At 40.9% G+C, this 21,778-nt stretch carries 23 protein-coding genes; 15 read left to right on the top strand and 8 right to left on the bottom strand.

Annotated elements, in window-relative coordinates; genetic code table 11:
- Positions 1-176 precede the first annotated feature (176 nt).
- The 7 genes from BSHG_RS08310 to BSHG_RS08340 form a co-directional block, all read right to left on the bottom strand.
- Positions 177-716 carry a hypothetical protein gene (locus tag BSHG_RS08310; RefSeq protein ID WP_008659792.1) on the bottom strand — a complete coding sequence of 180 codons (540 nt, stop codon included), beginning with the start codon at positions 714-716 and terminating at the stop codon, positions 177-179.
- On the bottom strand, positions 700-1,431 hold the full coding sequence (locus BSHG_RS08315) for a DUF3800 domain-containing protein (protein ID WP_008659791.1): 732 nt from the start codon (positions 1,429-1,431) through the stop codon (positions 700-702). The genes BSHG_RS08310 and BSHG_RS08315 overlap by 17 nt, the downstream gene beginning before the upstream one ends.
- 27 nt (positions 1,432-1,458) lie before the next feature.
- On the bottom strand, positions 1,459-2,352 hold the full coding sequence (locus BSHG_RS08320) for a potassium channel family protein (protein ID WP_008659790.1): 894 nt from the start codon (positions 2,350-2,352) through the stop codon (positions 1,459-1,461).
- A 257-nt stretch (positions 2,353-2,609) separates the two neighbouring features.
- The gene (locus BSHG_RS08325; protein WP_008659789.1) at positions 2,610-2,963 is read right to left on the bottom strand and encodes a helix-turn-helix domain-containing protein; all 354 of its coding nucleotides are present in this window, start codon (positions 2,961-2,963) and stop codon (positions 2,610-2,612) included.
- Positions 2,964-2,975: 12 nt separating this feature from the next.
- Positions 2,976-5,021: a bifunctional DNA primase/helicase gene (locus tag BSHG_RS08330; RefSeq protein WP_008659787.1), complete on the bottom strand. Its 2,046-nt coding sequence runs from the start codon at positions 5,019-5,021 to the stop codon at positions 2,976-2,978.
- Complete coding sequence (locus BSHG_RS08335) at positions 5,005-5,349, bottom strand: helix-turn-helix domain-containing protein (protein WP_008659785.1); 345 nt, start codon at positions 5,347-5,349, stop codon at positions 5,005-5,007. The genes BSHG_RS08330 and BSHG_RS08335 overlap by 17 nt, the downstream gene beginning before the upstream one ends.
- Before the next feature lie 575 nt (positions 5,350-5,924).
- Positions 5,925-6,224: a hypothetical protein gene (locus BSHG_RS08340; RefSeq protein WP_008659784.1), complete on the bottom strand. Its 300-nt coding sequence runs from the start codon at positions 6,222-6,224 to the stop codon at positions 5,925-5,927.
- Between the two features lie 331 nt (positions 6,225-6,555).
- Here BSHG_RS08340 and dmpI point away from each other — a divergent pair, with 331 nt between their 5' ends.
- Together dmpI and BSHG_RS08350 are read left to right on the top strand one after the other, a co-directional pair.
- Positions 6,556-6,741 (top strand): 4-oxalocrotonate tautomerase DmpI, encoded by a 186-nt coding sequence (gene dmpI, locus BSHG_RS08345; RefSeq protein WP_005794648.1) that lies wholly within the window; start codon positions 6,556-6,558, stop codon positions 6,739-6,741.
- Between the two features lie 28 nt (positions 6,742-6,769).
- Positions 6,770-9,844: a DEAD/DEAH box helicase gene (locus tag BSHG_RS08350; RefSeq protein ID WP_005794649.1), complete on the top strand. Its 3,075-nt coding sequence runs from the start codon at positions 6,770-6,772 to the stop codon at positions 9,842-9,844.
- Between the two features lie 221 nt (positions 9,845-10,065).
- On the opposite strand, the gene BSHG_RS08355 is transcribed toward BSHG_RS08350, so the two are convergent.
- On the bottom strand, positions 10,066-11,337 hold the full coding sequence (locus tag BSHG_RS08355) for an aminotransferase class I/II-fold pyridoxal phosphate-dependent enzyme (RefSeq protein WP_008659781.1): 1,272 nt from the start codon (positions 11,335-11,337) through the stop codon (positions 10,066-10,068).
- 347 nt (positions 11,338-11,684) lie between these two features.
- Here BSHG_RS08355 and BSHG_RS08360 point away from each other — a divergent pair, with 347 nt between their 5' ends.
- From BSHG_RS08360 to BSHG_RS08420, 13 genes are all read left to right on the top strand, one after another.
- Complete coding sequence (locus BSHG_RS08360; RefSeq protein ID WP_010992806.1) at positions 11,685-12,425, top strand: TetR/AcrR family transcriptional regulator; 741 nt, start codon at positions 11,685-11,687, stop codon at positions 12,423-12,425.
- Positions 12,426-12,865: 440 nt separating this feature from the next.
- On the top strand, positions 12,866-13,255 hold the full coding sequence (gene tssD, locus BSHG_RS08365; RefSeq protein WP_005787106.1) for a type VI secretion system tube protein TssD: 390 nt from the start codon (positions 12,866-12,868) through the stop codon (positions 13,253-13,255).
- A gap of 89 nt (positions 13,256-13,344) precedes the next feature.
- On the top strand, positions 13,345-13,794 hold the full coding sequence (locus BSHG_RS08370) for a hypothetical protein (RefSeq protein WP_005787103.1): 450 nt from the start codon (positions 13,345-13,347) through the stop codon (positions 13,792-13,794).
- 15 nt (positions 13,795-13,809) lie between these two features.
- Positions 13,810-15,189 carry a DUF5458 family protein gene (locus BSHG_RS08375; RefSeq protein WP_005787102.1) on the top strand — a complete coding sequence of 460 codons (1,380 nt, stop codon included), beginning with the start codon at positions 13,810-13,812 and terminating at the stop codon, positions 15,187-15,189.
- Positions 15,190-15,201: 12 nt separating this feature from the next.
- Positions 15,202-17,685 (top strand): ATP-dependent Clp protease ATP-binding subunit, encoded by a 2,484-nt coding sequence (locus BSHG_RS08380; protein WP_008659778.1) that lies wholly within the window; start codon positions 15,202-15,204, stop codon positions 17,683-17,685.
- Positions 17,686-17,700: 15 nt separating this feature from the next.
- A complete protein-coding gene (gene tssD, locus BSHG_RS08385; RefSeq protein ID WP_008659777.1) occupies positions 17,701-18,129 on the top strand; it encodes a type VI secretion system tube protein TssD in 429 nt (142 codons plus the stop codon).
- A gap of 5 nt (positions 18,130-18,134) precedes the next feature.
- Positions 18,135-18,539: a type VI secretion system tube protein TssD gene (tssD, locus tag BSHG_RS08390; protein ID WP_008659776.1), complete on the top strand. Its 405-nt coding sequence runs from the start codon at positions 18,135-18,137 to the stop codon at positions 18,537-18,539.
- Between the two features lie 12 nt (positions 18,540-18,551).
- The gene (locus tag BSHG_RS08395; RefSeq protein WP_008659774.1) at positions 18,552-19,547 is read left to right on the top strand and encodes a hypothetical protein; all 996 of its coding nucleotides are present in this window, start codon (positions 18,552-18,554) and stop codon (positions 19,545-19,547) included.
- A gap of 41 nt (positions 19,548-19,588) precedes the next feature.
- Complete coding sequence (locus tag BSHG_RS08400; RefSeq protein WP_230582650.1) at positions 19,589-19,945, top strand: hypothetical protein; 357 nt, start codon at positions 19,589-19,591, stop codon at positions 19,943-19,945.
- A gap of 99 nt (positions 19,946-20,044) precedes the next feature.
- Positions 20,045-20,452: a type VI secretion system tube protein TssD gene (gene tssD, locus BSHG_RS08405; protein WP_008659770.1), complete on the top strand. Its 408-nt coding sequence runs from the start codon at positions 20,045-20,047 to the stop codon at positions 20,450-20,452.
- Between the two features lie 2 nt (positions 20,453-20,454).
- Positions 20,455-20,874, top strand: a complete 420-nt coding sequence (tssD, locus tag BSHG_RS08410) for a type VI secretion system tube protein TssD (protein WP_008659768.1) — start codon at positions 20,455-20,457, stop codon at positions 20,872-20,874.
- Between the two features lie 4 nt (positions 20,875-20,878).
- Complete coding sequence (locus BSHG_RS08415) at positions 20,879-21,337, top strand: hypothetical protein (RefSeq protein WP_008659767.1); 459 nt, start codon at positions 20,879-20,881, stop codon at positions 21,335-21,337.
- A complete protein-coding gene (locus BSHG_RS08420) occupies positions 21,334-21,774 on the top strand; it encodes a GPW/gp25 family protein (RefSeq protein ID WP_005787083.1) in 441 nt (146 codons plus the stop codon). Before BSHG_RS08415 ends, BSHG_RS08420 begins: the two co-directional genes overlap by 4 nt.
- The last annotated feature ends 4 nt before the right edge of the window (positions 21,775-21,778 follow it).

The following is a 21,778-nucleotide window of genomic DNA, read 5'->3' as shown; positions in this document are numbered from 1 at the left end:
AAAGTTTACGACGGTAAAATTTCGGTTGCCATAAGGTTAAAAAAACATATATTATCCCTTATATATATCCAAACTCTTGTTTAGAACAAAAGGAATATCTATATTTGCAGTGTCATCGCTCGAAGAACGAAGGACTTGGTTGCCCGCATTACCGTAAATGCGGTTTTTTTATGTCCTCATTTTTCTCTGTTTATATATTTGTTTTGGTAATAAGGTTGATTATCACAATCAACACAGAATCCTGTAATTAATGCGTAATCCGGTTGTATATATTCAACTATGACAACATACTGTTTACCCCTATACCAATAATAGTCACGAAGAGTTCCGTCATCTTCAATGTACTGAAAATAAGTAATGCGCTTATCTTCTTTATTTTCTAAAATAGGCCTTATCCAATGTACCCTATTAGCTCTTTCTTCACGAAACTCTCGTATTTTACCAGAAGTTTTATACTTTCCACCTTTGATAGTACGAGTAACCACATGAACAAATTTCTCACAGTACCGTTCAAAATCAACGGGAAGATTATCTTTTTCGCTATTTTTATACAAATATGGTTTTACTTTTAAAGGAATACCATCAATAATTACGGTATTCTCAAAAAAGTCTCGATGAAAAATGCCATAAAGTTCATCCATTTTTTCCTGTTCCGTTTCCGCAACCCCGTCTGCAAAATACGGTTTTAAAGCTCCTAATTCATCTGCCACTGTCATTGCGCTTACGAGGTTGGTGATCAAAAATATTAAATTTAATTTCTCCTGGTTCTGTACCTTCATCCAAAACATAACCAGATTTCATTTCAATATAGTTGATCAGTTCTTTTTTTGCCAAACTTCCATCTTTCTTCAAATGAAGACCTCTCGCTTTATAAGCTACTGCACCTATGAAAAAATCTGCTAACTGTATAAATTGTGATTCATGGGAGCGTATATGCTGAAAAGAAAGAAAAGGCGATTTGCCATGAAACTTATTAAAGAAAATCTCTTGGATTTTATTAAGTTTAGCACATCCTTTCGTATCTTTTATATCCAAAAAAACGCGGTAATTATTCATTGTAGGAGGATTGGTATATGGATTGACAAGCAAGTAATAAATCATTTTATAATAAAAATTATCATGCTCGCCATTATTGAAAGACAGATTGTCTAAACGGTCTTTGTACTTAACAAGGATACATCTGAATTCCATATTTGAGTCGAAAAAGTAATCGATAAGTTCTTTATACATATCAATATGGGTGTTACTGATTGTATTCCATTTTATCTCATGTAAAATATTATATTCCCGTTTAATCGTTTTTATGCATTGCTTCATTTCTTCAGTCTGTTCCTTTGGCACCTTTATATAACCGATACACATGACAGGAAAATGATCATGCTCTAAATGACAGCTTTCATCTATATAGAATGTAAATTGTTCTTTGTTCATATCCAAAAAGTTAAATAAAAAAATATTTTACGCTTTTATTTTATCGAAATCTTGCCGAATCTCTTCTATAAATCGAATATTATATTTTATTAGTTCATACAAGGCTATAAATTGGTTCATGGTATTACTCTGGCGATATTGTAACTTTCCTGTATACTTTTTTATTACTGCTGAATAATAATCAATGGCCTTTTGATTTCCAAGTTTTATTTTGAAATTCCCTAAAATACTATCACTATAGTCTAATTCATTGCACTTTTGGAGAAAATTCAAACATGCAATTTCTATATTTTTCCAATAGGAAAGATCAATTTCCAATAATAGCCTTTCTATATTATGACACAATTTATTTTGAACTTCGTAATAATTATGTATAACAGTTTTTGTCGGATTGGATGCTAATTTTAAACTCTGATAATATAAGTCACTCATATCGTTAAAATGAAAATTTTCATTAATTATTATCTTAGCAAAATTTCGATTACTAAGAGGTGTAGTTATTTCATATATAGCAATTATAAATTCATTAATTATAGGCTCAATTAGTTTGTAATGTCTTAATAATTTCGCTCGTTCTTTTTCACGTATATTTTCTTCATGCTTTTTCTTCTCTTCTTCCGAAATTATCTTTGATTGCTGAAGAGAAAGTGCATTTAAAAATAAGCCTATAAATAAAACCCCACTTACCGTTTCTATTGCGACCAACAATCTTCCTAATGTAGTAATTGGAGCTATATCTCCAAAGCCTAATGTTGTTATAGTAACCATACTAAAATATAAACAATCCCACCAATTTTCTAAATCTGAATTTGCAGACCAAGTTTCTGTCGGCAAAAACAAGAAAACAGTAGCGAAAACAGGGATTATCAGAAAATATAATATTCCCCAAAAAAGAGGTGATTTATTATTTAAGTATCTCATAACCATTACACATTATTGAATAAGTGCAAAGATACAGTTTTTAATGATAAAATAAATAGAATAGCTTAATTTTCAAATTACTGAAATGATACCCCTCCGGACCGCTGTCCTTTGGAGCATCACCATTCAAACAAGAAAAGAAGCTTCATCCTGTTTCACAACTGTATGAAGCCATTGCTATGACAAACACCAATACGCAGTTTGGGATTTCCTGCCTCACGGTAGTAGTTTCACCGGTATAAAACAAAAACATGGACTTATTCTTTCGGCAGCGGATAGCTCTCGGACAGCTTGTCCTCACGTGCCTGCCGTTTTATCTCGTTCTCGTCGAAGTTGTTGCGGATGAACTCGTGCAAGTCCGACTCCTTGTAATATGTCTTGTGATATATCGAATAGAACTTCAGCACCCCGTTATTCCGGTATCGTTGCAGCGTGCGTTTGCTGATGCGCAGCAACAAGCATACTTCCTGATTGTCGTACAGACGCTCTCCGTTCAGATAGTTCAGGTATTTTTCCCTCGTTTCCGCCTTGTCCAGCTTCCGGGAGATACGGTACAACTCACCCATGATACGTTCCATCCATGCTTCAAATTCCGTTTTATCTACTAACATACGCTTTCCTCCTTAAAAGTTCCCGATAACATAATAGCTCTGGTTATCGGATGATTTTAGAATGATTTCTTTCTCACGCATGAACTTGATGTAGCTTTTCGCCGTGCGCTCCTTCACCTCCAGTATCGACTGGATTTCTTCCGCAAGCTCCACGTAAGTAACAAAGCGCCTCCGGCTGAATACCTCTTTGGCCACCGCTACAAGCTCGTCCTCTTTCCGCTTGTCCTTTTCCTCTTTCGGCTTTTCGCCCAGATAGACGTGCATGGCCTTTTTCTTATCCCACGAAAACTGCATGATAGGCACGTCCAGCGGACTTCCATCCCTTACTTTCAGAGCCTTCACCACCGATACAGCCGGATCGCTGTCCTTCTCAATGGAAAGGATCGCCGCAGCCTTCCGCTGCAACTCGCTTCCCAAGTGTCCCCTCAGCTTCAGCCCGTTAGGGATGAAATGCAGTACTGTAACGATACACGTCTTGTAGATACCGGCCAGCCGGTACAGTTCTTCCACGACGGCTATGCTCTCCGCTTCATCGTTGGCGCATTTTATCAAATCCGCAATCCCGTCTATCACCACCAGATGAACACCCCCATATTGATAATGGTATTTGTCCAAGCTCTGGATAATGGAAAGCAGGCGTTCTTTCCGGCTCATTCCCGTAAGGCGATACGCCTTGAACCATTCCGGCATCGCCTCACGTCCGCAGCGCCGCAGCAGGTTGCTGATATTCTTATAAAGCTGCACTTCGCTCTGTTCCGTGTCATAGAACAGGACCGCCTTGTTCTTGCTATTTTCGTGAAGCGTAACGCCCAGCGCATCCACATCCGTTCCGGAGGGACGGATAGCACCGGCAATCAACGCCGCCACATAGTTACTTTTTCCAGTGCCTTCTCCGCCGGTGACACAAAGCAGGTTGCCTTGAGTTCCGAGAGGCACGTCATTTACCGATACGATCATCTGTGCAATGGGAGGCGGGTTGTTGAAATCCACCTCGCAGGATTTTAATGCCGACATGGTTTCACTGTATAAGGTTTCCAGATAGTCCAGAAAAAGTTTTATCAAATCCTCACGGCTGTTTCCCAGTATAAAGTAGTCCGATACATCCTTCTCCGTCTTTGTACCGGCAAGCGGGAGCAACAACCGTTTAACCCCGTATTCTTTCAGTTCCTCTTCACGCTTCGCCGAGCTTTTCAGCCCGGTACTGTCCACATCATAGAGGAGGATGATATGTTTGAACCGAAACGAAAGCCGGTGTATGACAGCCGCAGGGATAAAAGCCGTTTCCGAATTGAAACAGATCGCATGGAAGCCGTGTGCCGCCAGGCTCATCACGTCCTTTTCTCCGCCTGTGATAAAGAGCAGATCACCTTTTGCCGGCAGTTGTTCCAGCCCGAAACAGTAGTTGTCGCCAAAATCACCGGCGTACAGGAACCGCATTTGCGAACATGGACGGTAAACCTTGATATGCTGTTTACCCATATATCCGAACATCGGTTCATCGACGCTTGTCATACAGGAAAAAGGCTTCCTTTCCTGGTTCTCACTGCTGAACTTCTTCAGCGATACCGTCCGGTACGCTTTCAGAATATTCTCCCCGATACCCGATTTACCCCAGAAAGCAAGTTCCGCAGCCGTAAAGGGCTTTTGCACGACAGTATAAGGCCTGACACTTTTCGCTTTCGGCTCTTCCGATACCACTTCATTCTTTTGGGATACTTTGCTATGGCTCACATGATATCCCTCATGTGCGGACAGCCCCAAATGCAGGTCACGGTTTATTATTTCCATGATCTCGACAAACTCTTTAGGCTCCTTGCTGTTAAGGCCGTTCAGCCTGCCCACCATCTCAAAGCAGTCCCCCGAATAATCCTCATTCCCGAAATCCTTCATTTTAAACACACCGGCCTTACGTTCGTAATAAATATTGCAAGAAGCCTTCGTATCCTTATAAAAAGGATTCAGGAAGTTCTTTCCCACCTTGAAGTCCACCGGCAGGTAATAGCGGAATACAGAAATACCCTTTTCCGTCATTTTCAGTATATCATCCTTTCTTATCATTACCGGTTCTCATTAGGTAGTTCTTGCGAAAATCCTCCAATGTTTGAGGCTTGCACCGAATGGTACGCTCTTCCAGACAACGTTCGACCTCCGACAGCTTGTACATACACCGTCCTCGCAGCATGGAGTAGCTGATCAGGTTTTCATCCCTCAGGCGTTGCAATGTGCGTGTACTGATGCCTAACGCTTCCGCCAGTTGATTGCTGTCCAGCCAAGCCTCCTTTTTTTCTTCCGAAGGCAACTGCGCTGCGGCTACATACTCTGCGATTTTTTCAATTTTCCCTACAAGCGCTTTATACGCTTCGCTTTCAAATGTAATAACTTCCATAACAAACTTAATTTTCTGTGTTTGCAGCAAAGGAATAACAATAAAAGGCAGCGCATGGGATACTATACGTGTACTACACCATGTTTTTTCGGTTCAGCGAAAAGGAAGGGGAACTGCCTCACATAAACGGCAGTATTGAGGTGGACGGCAATGCTGTAGGACTGATGCAGCATCCGCCCGGTGCAAGGGGCAAACCTATCTATATATAGGTTCGCCCCTTGCACTGGGAATCTTTTTTTTTAAAGATTTAATAATCAAATGTTTGGAAAATAAAAAGTAATATTCTATCTTTGCGACATCAGAGAACGGCTGACAAACGAATGCCTCACACTGACAACAAGCGTTCCTATAAATCGTTACTAATTCGTTACGGTACGATTTTTCAAGGTTTACAAGAGCTTAGAAATCAAAGAAATAGACTGCTGCGGTGAAAGCCCCAGGCGGATCACATAAGAACAAAGCCAAAACGGCAAAAAAAGGAGAAAAGTCCTACAATACGTTAATATTGTAGGACTTTTTTTATGTTTCAGTCTTGCCTGAAAGACAAAATTCCGATCCTCGGATAGAAGAATAGGTTAATAATATGGTTCTCTATTGGCATACATTAAAACCAGTTTGAATAATATTTCAATAGACTCTTGACTCCAATCGTTAGTAACATCTAATCCAACCAAATTCTTTGCTTTTTCTTCGGCTAGATCATTATCCAAAAGCGACTTCATCAAATCAAGATTCTCACTAAGTACTTCTTTTATCCAATGAAGTAATTCTGTATAGAATGTCCTTGTACCATCTTCTGTAGAATAATTACCCACAGAGTTTTCTTTGGATTGGATAACCATGTAAATCATTGGCTCATCGGAAGAATTCCTCATGCCCCTCGATGGAGCAGGAGAGACACATACAACCGAACCCTCACGAACCGGGAAACAATCATCATCAATTTGAAAATCATATAAACTATTAGTGAGAAAATTTGCACATTATCAATGCGAAATGATAGTATATTCAATAGCAATATGATTCCTTGATTCATTGCATTCTTATTACCAGCCAATTCATACTGAATAGCAAGGTGGCAAGAAAATAGGTTTAATATAACTTGTTTATATTTGAACCAACAGTTATTTTTGCCCTATCGAAGGTATGGCAGCTTTATAACAAGTTATATCTGAGATAAATGAAACGCTAATATAAGATAATACAATGCCATATATTACTATTGAAGGGGGGTCACTCACCCGTGAACAAAAAAGTGAATTAATCCGAAAAGTGACAGAAGTAGCTTCGGAAGTCATGCAAATCCCTATGGAATTCTTTTTATGTACGGTCAAAGAATTACCAGATGAAAATATAGGAATAGGAGGTCGGACCATTGACTTGATTAAATAAAACTATTTGCACGATAAAAAGAAATAAGATGAATTACATGCAGATACTCTCTTGCTGGCACAAATTAGAACATTTTTCTCCAGCTATTCTACCCAAAGATAAAAGTCTTAAACCACTGAAAGAACTTCCTTGGATGCGTCCATTAGAAGCTAAAGATCCGAAAAAGACAATTCAGTATACTATCTATTTAGGGGTGTTTTCCCAGATATCTGTTTCGGATTTTGTGAAAGATTTCTTCAAAGATGAACGTAATAATCCGAACGTAACGGATGCCAAAGTATGCTATGCTTCTCTTAAATTGGATAATCTGGGAGTATATATACAAAACACATTCGGATTTTCTACTATGCCGTGGGCCTTAAGACAGTTGGAGGCGGGCAAAGTGAACACCAATTCTTGGTCGGAAGATTTTGATAAATTGAGAAAGAACCTGTTAGAGCGATTGGGCGAGAATAGGAAGGAACTTGCGGAAGATTACTCAAGTTATTTGTCGGAGACCCAAACGTTAGAAAATCTTCAACAGATACAAGCTCTAATCATACAAGACTTAAAGTGGAGCACTTCGCCGGAAACTGAAATATATGTTCGAATAGAAGAAGTATACAAAAAAAACAATACTTCAGATAAGGAAGAAGCGAATGCAGACCTATTAAACAGTTTCTACATCGACGATTTGGAGCGAATAATTACTTCATCCGTAAAAGGAAGTTACAATACCGCTTTCCGTAATTATTTGAGTGCCTGTTTGAATAAAGACTTTGTTCATTTCGATTTGTCACTTCAACCAGAGATCTTGAAAGAATGTTTAGTCCCGGAGAATTATCCGGATGGTTGCTGGCCATCTCCCCATACGGCGAGTTTGATGCAGCAATTTGCCGTGAATACGGTCAGTAAAGAATTATCAGGGGAAAAGCAGGAGGGCATATTCTCGGTAAATGGACCTCCTGGAACAGGAAAGACTACTTTATTAAGAGATATCATCGCAGCTATTCTGGTGAAACGTGCCAAAAAGATGGTTAACTTTACTGAACCGGCAAAAGCGTTCCGTAAAATAGGTGAAGTGCAAGTGAGTGAGAAGTACACGCCATCCATTTATGAACCGGATTCATCAATTTGTGACGGAGGTATAGTTGTCGCTTCCTCCAATAACGGTGCTGTTGAAAATATTTCGAAAGAACTTCCTTTAAAAAAAGAGGCAAGAGGCTATTCGGATCAGGTTGGCTATTTTCGGCAAGTGAGTGAGGAATGCGTGGGCGAAGAAAGTTGGGGACTAATTGCCGCTGTGATGGGCAATAAAGAAAATCAACGAAAATTGATATACAGCATTTGGGATGGGGACTCGGAGGAGGAAAGTTATACTTTAAAACAGCAACTGAAGGACTATAAACCAACAGAAGAAGAATGGTTGAATATTGTCGTATCTTTTAAAAATAAACTTGAAGAGGTGGAAATTGAGAAATCTCGTCTAACCGGTTTTATGAAAGATGCGGAAAGCATAGAAAAACTTCGTATCCAGCTTGAGGATGCTGAAAGCCATTTATCTCATGTCGACAAGGAACTAGAGGGACTGCTTGAGGAAAAAAATTTATTGTCTACTGAGATAAAAAGAGGTAAACAACAAAAAGAAGATGCTATGACGGAATTGAAACTGTTACAATCTACCCGCCCCGGCTTCTTTATCTATTGGTTTAATAAAACGGTACGAACTCAATATAAAAAGGCCTTAACTGCTACTCTCACGAAATATAATCAATTATCCGAAGAAATAACCAAGCAGAAAACCTCGTTGCAAGCACTTGACTTACGTGTAGAAAAACAAAGAAAAATACAAGAACAAAGCCAAAAGGACTACGACAGGATAAATAGCGACTATGCTCGATTGTCGGAATTGACCGAAGCCGCCCGTCAGGAATTGAAAGGAGCCTATGCCGATGCTTCATTTTGGAAACAGATTGAATCAAAGGAGGTACAGGAAATCTCTCCTTGGTATTCGAAAAGACTTAAACAATTACAATCTGAATTGTTCATTGAAGCAATGAAAGTGAACGAGTTGTTTATACTACGAGCCAATGCCACATCGAGCCGCATAAAAACAACGCTGGATGTTTTCTTTAATTTTCTTAAAACGGGAGGAAACCTTACGGAAAGAGAAATACAGGCAATATGGAATACATTTTGGCTGATAGTCCCTGTCGTTTCTTCTACATTTGCGTCTATTCAACGCATGTTTAGCCAAATGAAAACAGGAACAATCCCCTGGCTATTTGTAGACGAGGCAGGGCAGGCAGTTCCACAAGCGGCGGCAGGAGCTATCTGGCGTTCCAAACGGGCTGTTATCGTAGGAGATCCTTTTCAAATAGAGCCCGTAGTTACGATTCCTGAGCAGCTTGTCAATAATATCAGTCATCATTTCGGATTGGATAAAACACAGATACAGACTTCTCTTTCCGTTCAGTCTATGGCCGATCGTGCCAATCCGTATGGTTGGATAACAAATGATACTTGGACCGGATCTCCGCTACGGGTGCATCGTCGTTGTGTTGACCCGATGTTTTCCATAGCAAATGAGATCGCGTATAATGGCATGATGTATAACTCCACTTTGGCTGAAAGTTCTCAACTGTTTATGCGGAATGGATTTTTGCAAGTAGAGGGGAAAGTGAGCGGACGACATTACGTACCAGAGCAAGGTGTCTTAATCAGGCAAATGATTATTGATGAGATACACCACTTACAGGACTTGCCCGATTTGTTCGTGATCTCTCCATTTTCAGAAATACCATCTATCTTGAAAAAAGAATTGCGTCAGCCTATTAAGCAAGCACTGGCTACCTATAAATCAATAGAAGACAACGAACTAAAAAAGTGGTTGGATGCCCATATCGGAACAGTCCATACGTTTCAAGGTAAGCAGGCAGCAGGTGTAATTTTATGTTTGGGGTTGGATGAGAAGTCAAAAGGGGCTGCTTCCTGGGCTTCATCCAAACCTAACTTATTAAATGTGGCTTTAACACGCGCTAAACAACGATTTGTTGCTGTGGGAGATGGAGATATTTGGTTGCGACAACCCTATTTTAGCAAATTGAAAGCATTAAATAGGTAGTTTTACGGCATTAAAACTACCTATTTTTTCTAGGATTTTCACCATACTACTTTTTTACCATCGTGAAAGTTTACCATGGTAAACTTTCACGAGATTTAAGTAATAGATCTATGTACTTACTCAAAATATTGTCAAGGCAATTTTGTGGAATTAAAGTCCAGGAGGGTATCCGAAACGTTTCGGACCCCCTCCTATTATTTGTATGAAAATATGCCGTTTTATCAGATAAGTCCGTATTTTTTTCCTATTTCATGGAAGGCGTTTATCAACCTGTCACAGTCTTCAAACGTATGTGACGACATCACGCCAATTCTAATTCGGCACATATTAGGAGGTACAACCGGAGGAAATATGGCATTGGTAAATATATCCCTGTCATAAAGTTCCTTTGTTATCTGAGTCAATATGTATTCATCTCCCACAATCACAGGTATAATAGGAGTCATCGAATTTAATGTATTGAAGCCCAATGCTTTCAATCCATTTCTTACATATTCGGCATTCCGCTTCAGTGCATTCTGAATGTCCGTATTACGCATCTCTTTGATTACTTCAAGGGATGCTGCACAAATACTCTGGGGTAAAGAGGTAGAATACATGTTGCTACGGGCATAAACCCTCAGGTAATCAATAATGTTTTGTTTGGCAGTTATAAAACCTCCTATCGATCCTATTGCTTTACTGAGCGTTCCTGTAACGATTATATTTTCGCGCTCTTTTATATCATAATAGCTTAGCGTTCCGGCTCCGTCTTCTCCAATCACTCCCGTCGCATGGGCATCGTCGATTAAAAGCAATGCATTATATTTCTTCGTAATCTCTAAGATAGCCGGAATATCGGCAATATCCCCATCCATACTAAATACTCCGTCAGTCACCACCATCATACCATCCTTGTATTGCCCGGCATTTTCTTTTAATATTTTTTCAAGTGCTTTAGGATCATTATGCTTATATCTTACCATTTTGGCACCGGACATTAGAGCCCCGTCAATTAAACTGGCGTGGTTGAGCCTGTCATATACCAGCAAGTTGTTAGGGCGTATCAATCCTACTATCACACCTATATTGGCAGTGAAGCCAGAAGAGAATAATATAGTGTCATCAAAACCGGTCAGCTTGGCTATCTCTTTTTCCAATTCATTTTGGAATATTGTCGTTCCGCTCAATAGTGGAACCCCGCCACTTCCTACTCCATAGTCAGTTATTACACGAACCGCCTTTTCCACTACTGATGGTATGCCGGTAGCATCCAAATAACTATTGGAACCGAACATCAGCATTTTCTTTACTTCATTAGTTTTTCTATCAACAACCTCGACTTCCCTACCGCAACCGGAAACCATTGGGGATTTGACGTAGATGTGTAGCGAGTTCTCTTCGTGTAGTTGGAGTTCTTTTTGGAAATTGGAGACTTTTTCCAAAATACTGCCACCGGGGCTATTCTTACATACCGAATAGTCAATTTTGAACCTAGATATGTTCTCTTTCATTTTAGTATTTATACGTTATAAATTTGTTTGCAAAGATAATGACTAAAATAAATTAAGCAAATTAAATCGTCTATAATTGAATTACTAAAACAGCCACATATTATATTTGAATTACTTATTTGTTGCTTGTAAGGCGTAAAATACCTATATTTGCAACATATCTCATTGTTTATACAAACAAACATGCGAAGGGAGAATCAAACTGTTGGATAAACAAGCATAAGCCTTCTTTGAACAACTCCAACTGATTCTTTAGGAATGAAATTTTATTGGAGGGAAAAACGAAAATACCTCCGGACTTCTGGTGATTAAATTTTTTATTATTTAATAAGTACTATATAATAATGATGGGACAGGGAGATAAAAAAATTCGAATAAGGAGAACCAATGAGCAGTTGGATAAGGAGGTAATATCTGAATTTGAAAAGCTTGTAGGTGAGTTTGGATTTGGAAATGTTAATTTGAGTGCATTAATGAAAGCTGCTGACTTAGAAGCTAATGTGTTTTATAGAAGATATGGTTCGATGGATAATCTTTATGACAGACTGGCCAAGCAATACGACTTCTGGATCAATAATACCATTGATATTTCCACACTTAATACATTAGGACCTAAAAAGTTTTTTGCAGAAACGTTCAAGACATTGTTCAGGAATCTGTCAGAGAACAGTGTGATGCAAAAGTTGCTGCTTTACGAAATGACAACTATTAATAGTACTACAAAGAGATCTGCGGAAACACGGGATGTTATGAACTTAAACTTAATAACATTTTACGAAAATCTCTTTGCACCGGCGAAAATCAATATTAAAAGTATTGCGTCAATCCTAATAGGGGGAATTTATTATTTGATATTACATAAAGAGTGTGCTAAAATCTGCACGATAGACTATAAGACTAAAGAAGGAGAAAATGCTTTTTCAGAAGGAATCGACTTTTTAACTGACATTATTTTTGATAGGTTGGAGATGTATGACAGGGATAAAAAGGCAATCCGGCAAATGATATCAGATGGCATAAGTGAATCCAAAATATGCAAGTATATGGGCATCAATAAGAATGACCTGAAAACATTGCTTTCGGAATAGTCACAGGAGACTATATGGACAGATGTTTAAGGAAATCCTGAAGTTCTACAGCCTTCCTAATTTAGCAATATATTTAATGGCAATACCCATACGTAAAGACGAAGGTATTGCCATTATTTTTTTCATATAATGCAATCTCAATAATCGCCTTCACGTTTTCAATAAGATTCTAAATAGGTATATATACGTCTTTTTATCAATCAGTTACACTTCTTTAATTATAAATTCTCTCAATAATAGATCCCATTATTTGTTTATGAATATATAATTATCAAAAAATATATTTTATTTTTTAAGCAAACTATTTTTCGTATATTATTTTTGTTATATATTTGCATGCTGAGGACTATATAGAAGCCATGCACTTTTATAATGAAATGAAATCGTAGTTTTCTTGTAGTCTGTATTAAACAAATTATTAACATTTAAACTCCTAAAACATGGCATTTAGAGCAACCTTAAGCTTTGCAGGAAAAGAGTTTGACGTGCTGGATTGCACGTACAGTCTCAAGCGAGATGTGGATTCCAAAGGACGCCCATCTTCAAACATTTATGGTGGACAAATTCGTCTGCATGTGGAATCGACTGATGATACTTCCATTCTGGAGAACATGACCAATCAGTTTAAACCTCATTCCGGCAGCATCGTCTTCAAAAAAGGAGATGAAGAAGCCAAGATGAAGGAACTTACCTGGGAAAACGGATACATTACCGAATTTACCGAAAATATCGACATTGTCGGCTCGCAGCCGATGACTATCACTTTTGTCGTATCGGCTCAGGTAATCAAGATTGGTGGCGCACAATTTGAACAGAATTGGCCGAAGTAATCATTTAGTATTCATGTAGGTAACAGAAGCCATCTGCTGTTTTTTTTAAAATGTGGATGGCTTCTGTAGCTTAAAAACAAAAAAGACAAATGGCAATACTTGAATATGGAATTGGTGGTAATGAAGTGAAAGTTGATACTTCCGAAGCCATCGCAAACATTCCGGAGAATCGCTCCCTCATAGTTGAACAGTTAACTGCTGACGAACCTGTAACTCCTGAAGCGGTCAAAGGCTTAAGCACTATCGAAGAGGTGTTTGCGCACTTCTTACCCAACATTGATGTTGAATTTGAAAATGAAGAAGGGCAACCGGTAAAAGAAAACTTTAGATTTAGCTCAGTGGCGGACTTCAGTGTGAAGAATATGACACAGAATAGTCCATTCCTCCATAAGTTGGATACGGAGAAAACATTCTACGAGGGGATGGTGACACAATTGCGTTCTAATAAAGTTCTACAACGGGTGTTGGAGAATCCGGAATCCAAAAAGGCGTTTATCAGCGCACTGGAAGCATTGAGTAACGAATTAAAGACCGAATAAAAGACAATAAGAACTATGGAAGATAATAAAAATAAGTCTGAAGTTCAGGCGCAAGAAACCGTTCAAGTTTCCTATAAAGAGAAAAACGGGGAATCCTCTCTGGCTTCGGCACTGGATGTGTTGTCCAGATTCGGCGGTTTCAATTTTCTGGAATCAACAGTAGATGGTGTTCAGAACCTGAACCCCGAGCGTAAGGCACGCAAAAAGATATTCTTAACCGATGAACAGAAGCAAGAAGAACGGGAAGTGCTGAAGAATAAGATAGATATGTGGATCGACCTGCTGAACTCATCATCGGCAGTGACGGAAATGATTGCCACTTCTAAAGCTAAATCGGAAGCTGCCGCATCGCATCTTGCCAAAAGCCAATTGGTGGCAGTGCAGAGTGTGAGGGATATGGAACAGGCATACCGTGGAGTGATGTTGTTCTATAAGAATACGGAAGCGGACAAAGTGAACAACGTGACGATAGTCAATGCTTCCAAAGAACAACTGACCGACCTCGACAATCCCCGCTTCATTGATTTCGTTGCCCGCGAACTGAAACAGAACTATGACAAGTTGGATTTACGTCAAAATTACTCACTGTTAGCCATTCCAGGCTATCTTGGTTCGAATAAGGTGCTTGAAAAATGGGCGAAAATCGCTTATGAGAATAAAGTGATGCTCTATACGGACTTTGCCGACCTTGATAAGCCGGAAGATGTGGTGGAACTGTTCTCTTCCTCCAATATGGCAAGTGGGGAGGCTTTCAAAAGCAATACCTGCATGACCTGCAACTGGCTGGTGGGACGTGCCGGATACCGGGAAATCGGTGAAGAGGAAGACCTCCATGTTTCTCCGTCTATTGCTTTGATGGGTAAAGTTTACACCACTCTGATGTCTCAGGTAACTGCCGGTAAGAAGTATGGCGGCATTAATGAAATAGATGCGGTGGTATTCCCGTTGAAGAAAAGCGAAATCTCACAACTGGAGAAAATGGGTTTAATTCCGATGGTTAATGAATATGGTAAAGTGATGGCGTTTTCCGCAAAGACATTGTTCAACGGTGACAATCTGGGATTGCAAACTTATTCTGTGGTACGTGTATTCGACTATATTACCAAGGTGTTGTTTGATTTCCTGAACCGCCGTTCGTTCGAGAACTGGAGCTCTAAAACCGAACGTGACCTGAGAGGGCAGATTGTACAGTATCTTGATAGTGTACAGGGAGCCGACCGCCTTATCGAAAAATTCAAGATAATCCGTTTCGAGCAAGACCAAAAGCAGAAGGACCGTATTTATCTGGATATTCACATGACTCCGTTCTTCCCTGCCAAGAGCTTTGTTATCAAGTTGGACGGCACGAAAGGTGATGATGGTACAAACTGGAATACAAATTACGAACAGGCGTAATAAGAATAAAATATGGATTTTTTGAACATCAATGAAACAGTTCAGAGCGTAATCCGAATATCAAAAGGTGTCGCCCGTGAGTATGGCAATGCCAGCTATGCTCCGGCACACCTTTTGTTTGCCTTGATGCACAAAGAGGTAGGTCTGCGTTCGTTTGTCGAATCGTTGGGTAAGGATGCGGATTACTTGCGCGAATGGGCGGAGGTAAGAATAGAGGAGTACCCCAAGGCTGCCGGTGCAGGTGAGATAATGCCCGATCCGAAAGTTGACGAACTGTTTGAGCAAGCCGATAATGTACGAATCAAGTGGGGACTGCTGGAAATCAACCCACTTTGCCTGTTGGCAGCAATAGCCACCCCCGAAGCAGGTTTCAGCACTGATGAGTTGCGCTCGTTCCCTATCCGGGAGCGTGAGATACACGACCTCTTCACGAGCGGAATGGGTAATATGAAAAAATCCGTAAGTACGCAGACTGACCTTCCGGGGAGTGAAGCCCCCCTATGGACAGCCGGGGCGGGCAATTTAGATAAGTACTGTACGGATAAGACTGCTCTTGCGGCAGACAAGAAAGTATATCCTATCGTGTGCCGTGACCGTGAGACACGCATGATGATGGAAATTCTGGGGCGGATGGGTAAGCCCAACGTGCTCATCATCGGCGATGCCGGTGTGGGTAAGACTGCTCTGGTAGATGGTTTGGCATGCAGCATCATTGAGGGTACAGTTCCCCAATATCTAAAGGACATGACTATCTATGAGCTTGACACAGGAACACTGATTGCGGGTGCTACCTACAAAGGCGAGATAGAAGAACGGCTGAAAGGAATCATCAAAGAATTGTCGGCTCACGGCAATGCGATTCTCTTCATTGATGAAATACATACGCTGATCGACCCCAAGTCGGGCAACAGCGGAGCGGCAAGCATCCTGAAACCGGAGCTTGCCAAAGGAAATATAACGGTAATCGGAGTCACTACGGTGGACGAATACCGTAAACTGATTGAACCGGACCATGCCCTTAACCGGCGTTTTGAAGTATTGCAAGTATCGGAACCTGACCTTGCATCCACCGTAAATATGATACAGGCAGCTTTGGAAAGATATGAAAGCTACCACGGTGTGGGGGTAGATGTAGATTCGTTGCCGGAATGCGTGGCACTCGCCAAGCGTTATGTCAAGGAACGCCGTTTGCCGGATGCCGCTATTGATTTGATAGACCGTACCCTCTCTGCGGTTAAGATGATTAACCAGAGCGGGGAAAAAGATATAAAGGGACTGGCAGAGCAGCTTGCCGCGATTGAAGCGGCGGAAGACCAGCCCGAAGCGGAGCGCACGGAGAAGTTGCGGTTAGTCAACTTCACCATGAAGAACCGGTTAAGCCCTATCCTTCTGGGAATGCTCTCCGATGGACAGAATGAACCGGAGTCATCAGACTACGGTGAATGGATGGATTATATTTTAGGTGTACTTGACCGATTGCGTGAATTGACCAAAGAGAAAATCGGGAAAATCACTTCCCATGAGGTAGCAGCCGTTGTTTCTTCTTCTACAGGTATCCCTATCGGCAAGATAGAATCCGGAGAGAAAGAAAAGTTACTCAACATGGAAGATATTCTGCGTCGTAGAGTGGTGGGACAGGACAATGCGCTGAAGGTATTGACAGATGCCATTGTCGAATCACGAAGTGGAATGAACAAACCGGGACAACCGATTGGCTCATTCTTCCTGCTGGGACCTACCGGAACCGGTAAGACCGAGTTGGCAAAAGCATTGGCAGAAGCACTTTTCAATGACGAAAAGGCGATGATTCGTTTTGATATGTCAGAGTTTAAGGAAGAACATTCGGCAGCCCTGCTATTGGGAGCGCCTCCGGGATACGTGGGCTACGAAGAAGGTGGCGTACTCGTGAACCGGATACGCCGTCAGCCTTACGCGGTGGTGCTTTTCGATGAGATAGAGAAAGCCCATTCTTCCGTTTATGACATCTTCCTGCAAATCATGGACGAAGGCAAGCTACACGACCGTTTGGGCAAAGAGGGTGATTTTTCCAATTCTATCGTACTGTTTACATCCAATGTAGGTAGCGAATGGCTTAGCAAGCAGATTAATGAGGGCAAGAATCCTTCTACCACTGACCTGATGGAAGTCATGGGCAGTTATTTCCGTCCGGAGTTTCTTGCCCGTTTGTCGGAAATCGTGCCTTTCTCTCCTATTAACGAAACAATGCTGGTTCGTATCTTTGAGATACAGTTAAAGGGAGTTATAGCATTGCTTGAGAAGCAACATATTGACATTGAGATTACGGAGAAGGCAAAGAACCTGCTCGCTACCCGTGGCTTCACTCCAAAATACGGAGCTCGGCAAGTGGCAGGTACGATACGTAACTATATCCGCCGTCCTATCTCAAAGATGATTGTTGCAGGGACATTGGCAGCAGGTAATACGGTTGTTGTCGATGTGGCGGATAATGGAGATATTGATTGGAATGTGAAATGATAAAATGAAGATACTATGTTTGGACATAAAAGTTTTTTGAGGATAGGTGCTTTGAGCGATTCCAGTATTTCGGGATTGTACAAAGACAGTTATGAGTTGGAGAGTTGCAGTTTCAACTTCTCACAAGGGGTAGATACCAACGGCAGTCCGCAGACAGAAGTTCGTGGTGGTACACTCTATCTCACCTATGGCGGGTTGCCCCAGGAAGATATGCTTCACTGGATGTTAGGTTCGACAAAATACGAAGATGGAGCCATTGTTGTGTGTGATGACAATAATGAGCCTTTAGAGAAAATTTTCTTTGAGCAGGCAGCTTGCGTTGGTTTGGAGATAGATTATGTCCAACAAGGAAAAGGATATATACAAACTAAGATAACATTACAGGCACGTAAAATCAAAGTGGGTGAAACTACCCTTGAAAATCGTTGGACAATAAATAAATAGGCGTTATGGAATTATTTAGTTTACCAAAAATAGACAGTGACCTGACCGCATGGTTCATCCTTGACGGCAAAGAGTATGAGATGAGCCAATTTAGCATAAGTTTCGGACAGTCGGTTGATCATAAAGGTCAACCGCAAGACGAAGTCCGTGGCGGTAGAATGCTTGTTGTTTTGACGCAGGCGCTGCCGGACAGTATGTATCGTTGGGCAATGACTTCATCTCCTAAAAACGGGGAGATTGTATTTCGTTCTAAAACCGCCAATTCACCTTTGCGAATAATGTTTAATAATGCGTATTGTGTGAGTTTTCAGCGTCAGGTTGGTAATGCTTCCGGTATGATTTCAAAACTATTAATTTCTCCTGATGAGATTTTGATGAATGGAATTAGCTTTGATAATCACTGGGGTTAAATAGGTGTAGATATGGCTTATAGAAATGAATATAAAACGCAAAGTGAATTTAATGTCATCCTGGAACGGGGGGATGACTATGAAGGATTTGTAGTTGGCTTGGGATATACTTGGATGAGTAGCAGGGTAATTCTACCGGTAAATCAAAACGGATGGAGTCCAATATCTCGGAATGTTTCGGTGGACGAGAGTTTTCATACGATAGTCTCAGAAAGGAAATACGATACCTCCCAATATGCCTATGAAAAAAGTCTGATGCAAGATCCAACAAAAGTTTCCGAAAAGGTCCGTGACTTAATAGTTAAAAACAAAGGTAATAATATCACTGAGATAAATTTAGGTCAAGGAAAGCAATATTTGCCCACGGATAATAGTGAGATAAGTATTTCAATTAATGACACTGGTAGTCGGTACGAAATTGTGATTAGTGCCACGGATAACTCAAATGGAAAGACTTATGAGGCAAAGTATGAGAGTTTGACGGACTTGGTGTCAGCGGTACGCGATTCTGGTAGCCCGCCTGCTGTTAATAAGGAAGGACCCAATCTGGAAGGACTGGCAGGGTTAGGATTCGGAATTGCTGAAACAGCCGGAAATTGGGCTGAGAAGATTATGGATAATCGAGGTGCGTACTTACCTAAGCAAATGCGTTTCTCACCCAAAACGCTTCCGCCGATTATAAGATCGCCTTTAGGGAACTATCAAGTCCCCGCTAAAGCTATGAGTAGAGTGCGTGGAGTAGGTAAAGCTTTGGGATGGGCAGGAATGGTGCTTACTGGCTATCAAGTCGTACGTGATGTGCAAAATGGTCGATTTGCCGTGGCAGGTACAAGAATTGCCGTAGCAGGTTTAGCTTATGGCGTTACTTTTATTCCCTATGTCGGTTGGGTATTAGCTATCGGTATCGGAGTGGCTGATTATACTTGGGGTGACGAGTTCTATGACTGGATAGACAATAGAGCTTCTGAATTGGAAATGTGGTGGGACGGTGTAAGATTAGCATTATGATTCTGTATGATTATTTATTTTACTGTTCCTACAAGATGGGTATGAGGTCGCATAACTTTGACGGATTACCTGTGTTAGCAGGCATGATGATGGTAACTCCTAATATGATGTTACATTTAGCTATATTGCAAGTTGTATTACAGACATTAGAAGTTCATTGGTTTGAAGAATTGTTAGCTCTAGGTTGGTGGGGACGTATTATCTATTTAGGATTTTTTGTCGGTGTCTATTGCTATTATTGGTATAATGGTAGATATAAAAGAATAATTGAGAAATATAATTTAGAAAAAAATACTTATTGGAAAAGGCATCCATTTGTGACAATCTTATTGTACGTAATCACAAATTTTGTGGCGTTTTTCATAGTTGTATGTATTAAAAAGGGATATATATTTTGATTAGTGCATATCATGCAGAAAAGAATTAGCATTATGATGTCTACGGTTGTTCATTTGATTGCTTGTACAAAATGGGAATTTTAATTAAAATATAGATTTATGCAAACGCACCTGTACCTTCATAAAGAAAACACCGACCTACCCCACGACGAGTATCGGGGGAAATATCCGCTGAAACACTTTGATTACGGATTGAGCCGTAATGTGGGGCGTAAAGGTGAAATCACTTCCGGCGTATGCGGCGGAGAAATACGGATCGTCATTGACGGATTTGCCGACGCTACCCTGCTAGGATGGCTCTTTGACACCTTCCGTAAAGAAGATGGGGCGATTGTTACACTGGATGAACACGAAACGACCTTTGCCAAACTGCAATTTTCGGGCGCATCGGTAAGGAGCTATCGTATGAACTACGATTCGCGGGTTAAAAAAGGTGTGGTGACTATCATTGTGATAGAAGCCAAAGAGATTGTAACGGACAATGACTTATTTTTTAAAAACAAATAACTATGGGCTTTTTCGACAGGCTGTTTAAAGGAAAAGAAGTGTTTGCGGACAGACGCAATCCGGATATGGTATGCGAGATAACGCTTTGCGGACAGTCGCACATCTTGTCCGAGTTTGATATTGCCTATGAGCCGGATAATTCCTCAAAAGAATATATGGAAGCATACGCCGTGTTCTTGGAGCCGGTAAATGCGGAGGCGGAGAACTGGATAATGCAATCGAACAGAAAAGAGAACGGAGTAGTCCGATTCTACCGCAACAGCGACGCGATGGACGAAGGTGCACTGTTCGAGATAAAATTCAGTGATGCAAGTTGCGTGCATTATCGCAATGTATCGCAGGGAGACACATCGGTAAAGACCATTGTGATGACTTTTCCGTCTGTCCGGATGGGAGGTGATGAATTTGAACTAAAACGATAATACTATGGCTATATACTCACTACATGAAATGGCAGGACTACTCAAAACGGGTCTTTGGCAAGGCGGTGAAGTCGAGAAGCTCGGATACATCGGGACGGCAGTTCCCCATGCTTCCCCTGCACCGGCTTGCGAGCTGACGGGAGTATATATCAGTTATGATACCATGTTGGAGAGATGCGAAGTCTCGATGCAAGGCGGCGGGTGTGAACTATTCATTTCACAATACCACCCCTATACCGGAACTTATATGACCTATGTTCTGGAAAGCAATCTTTCCGACAGGAGATTACTTTTGGCTAAGTTGGAGGAGATACTGGCAGACCGGAGGAATCCCTACCTATGGTCGCATAACTTGTACAAAAGAAATTCATTCGGCATCGAGCGCCGGTATGACACAGGACATAGTAGTATGTGGGGCGGTAGAATAGCCGTACCACGACAAAGTAAATTCTTTGGAAGATGAAACAGAAATACTATAAACTACCGGTACGTTTGGAAAAGCTCTTCGAAGGAGATATCCGGCAACTGGAAAGATGTTCCGAACTGGAATCCATCGACCAGCACATCGAACTGTTGCTGACCACCTGTCCGGGTGAGCACCGTTTCGACCCCAAATACGGTTGTCGGATTTGGGAGTTGGACTTTGAGCGCATTGTTTCTACCGAACAATGGAAAGAACTGTTTACCGGATACGTGATGCAGGCGATTTCCACTTATGAGAAACGCATTTCCGACATCACTCTCTCGGTAAACCTACAAGAAGTCGTCAGGGAAGAAGTTCTGGATAACCGGATGATACGTAAGCGGGTAGATATTACAGTACTCGCCACATTGAATTCCACCGGTGCTCCCTGCGGTTTCGGTTACAAATTATACATGGGACCTTTATCAAACGAATAATCAG

The organism is Bacteroides sp. 3_2_5, assembly GCF_000159855.2.
GTDB classification, from domain to species: Bacteria; Bacteroidota; Bacteroidia; order Bacteroidales; family Bacteroidaceae; genus Bacteroides; species Bacteroides fragilis.
Note: the sequence above shows the minus strand (reverse complement) of the source record. Positions and strands in the feature narration are given on the sequence as shown.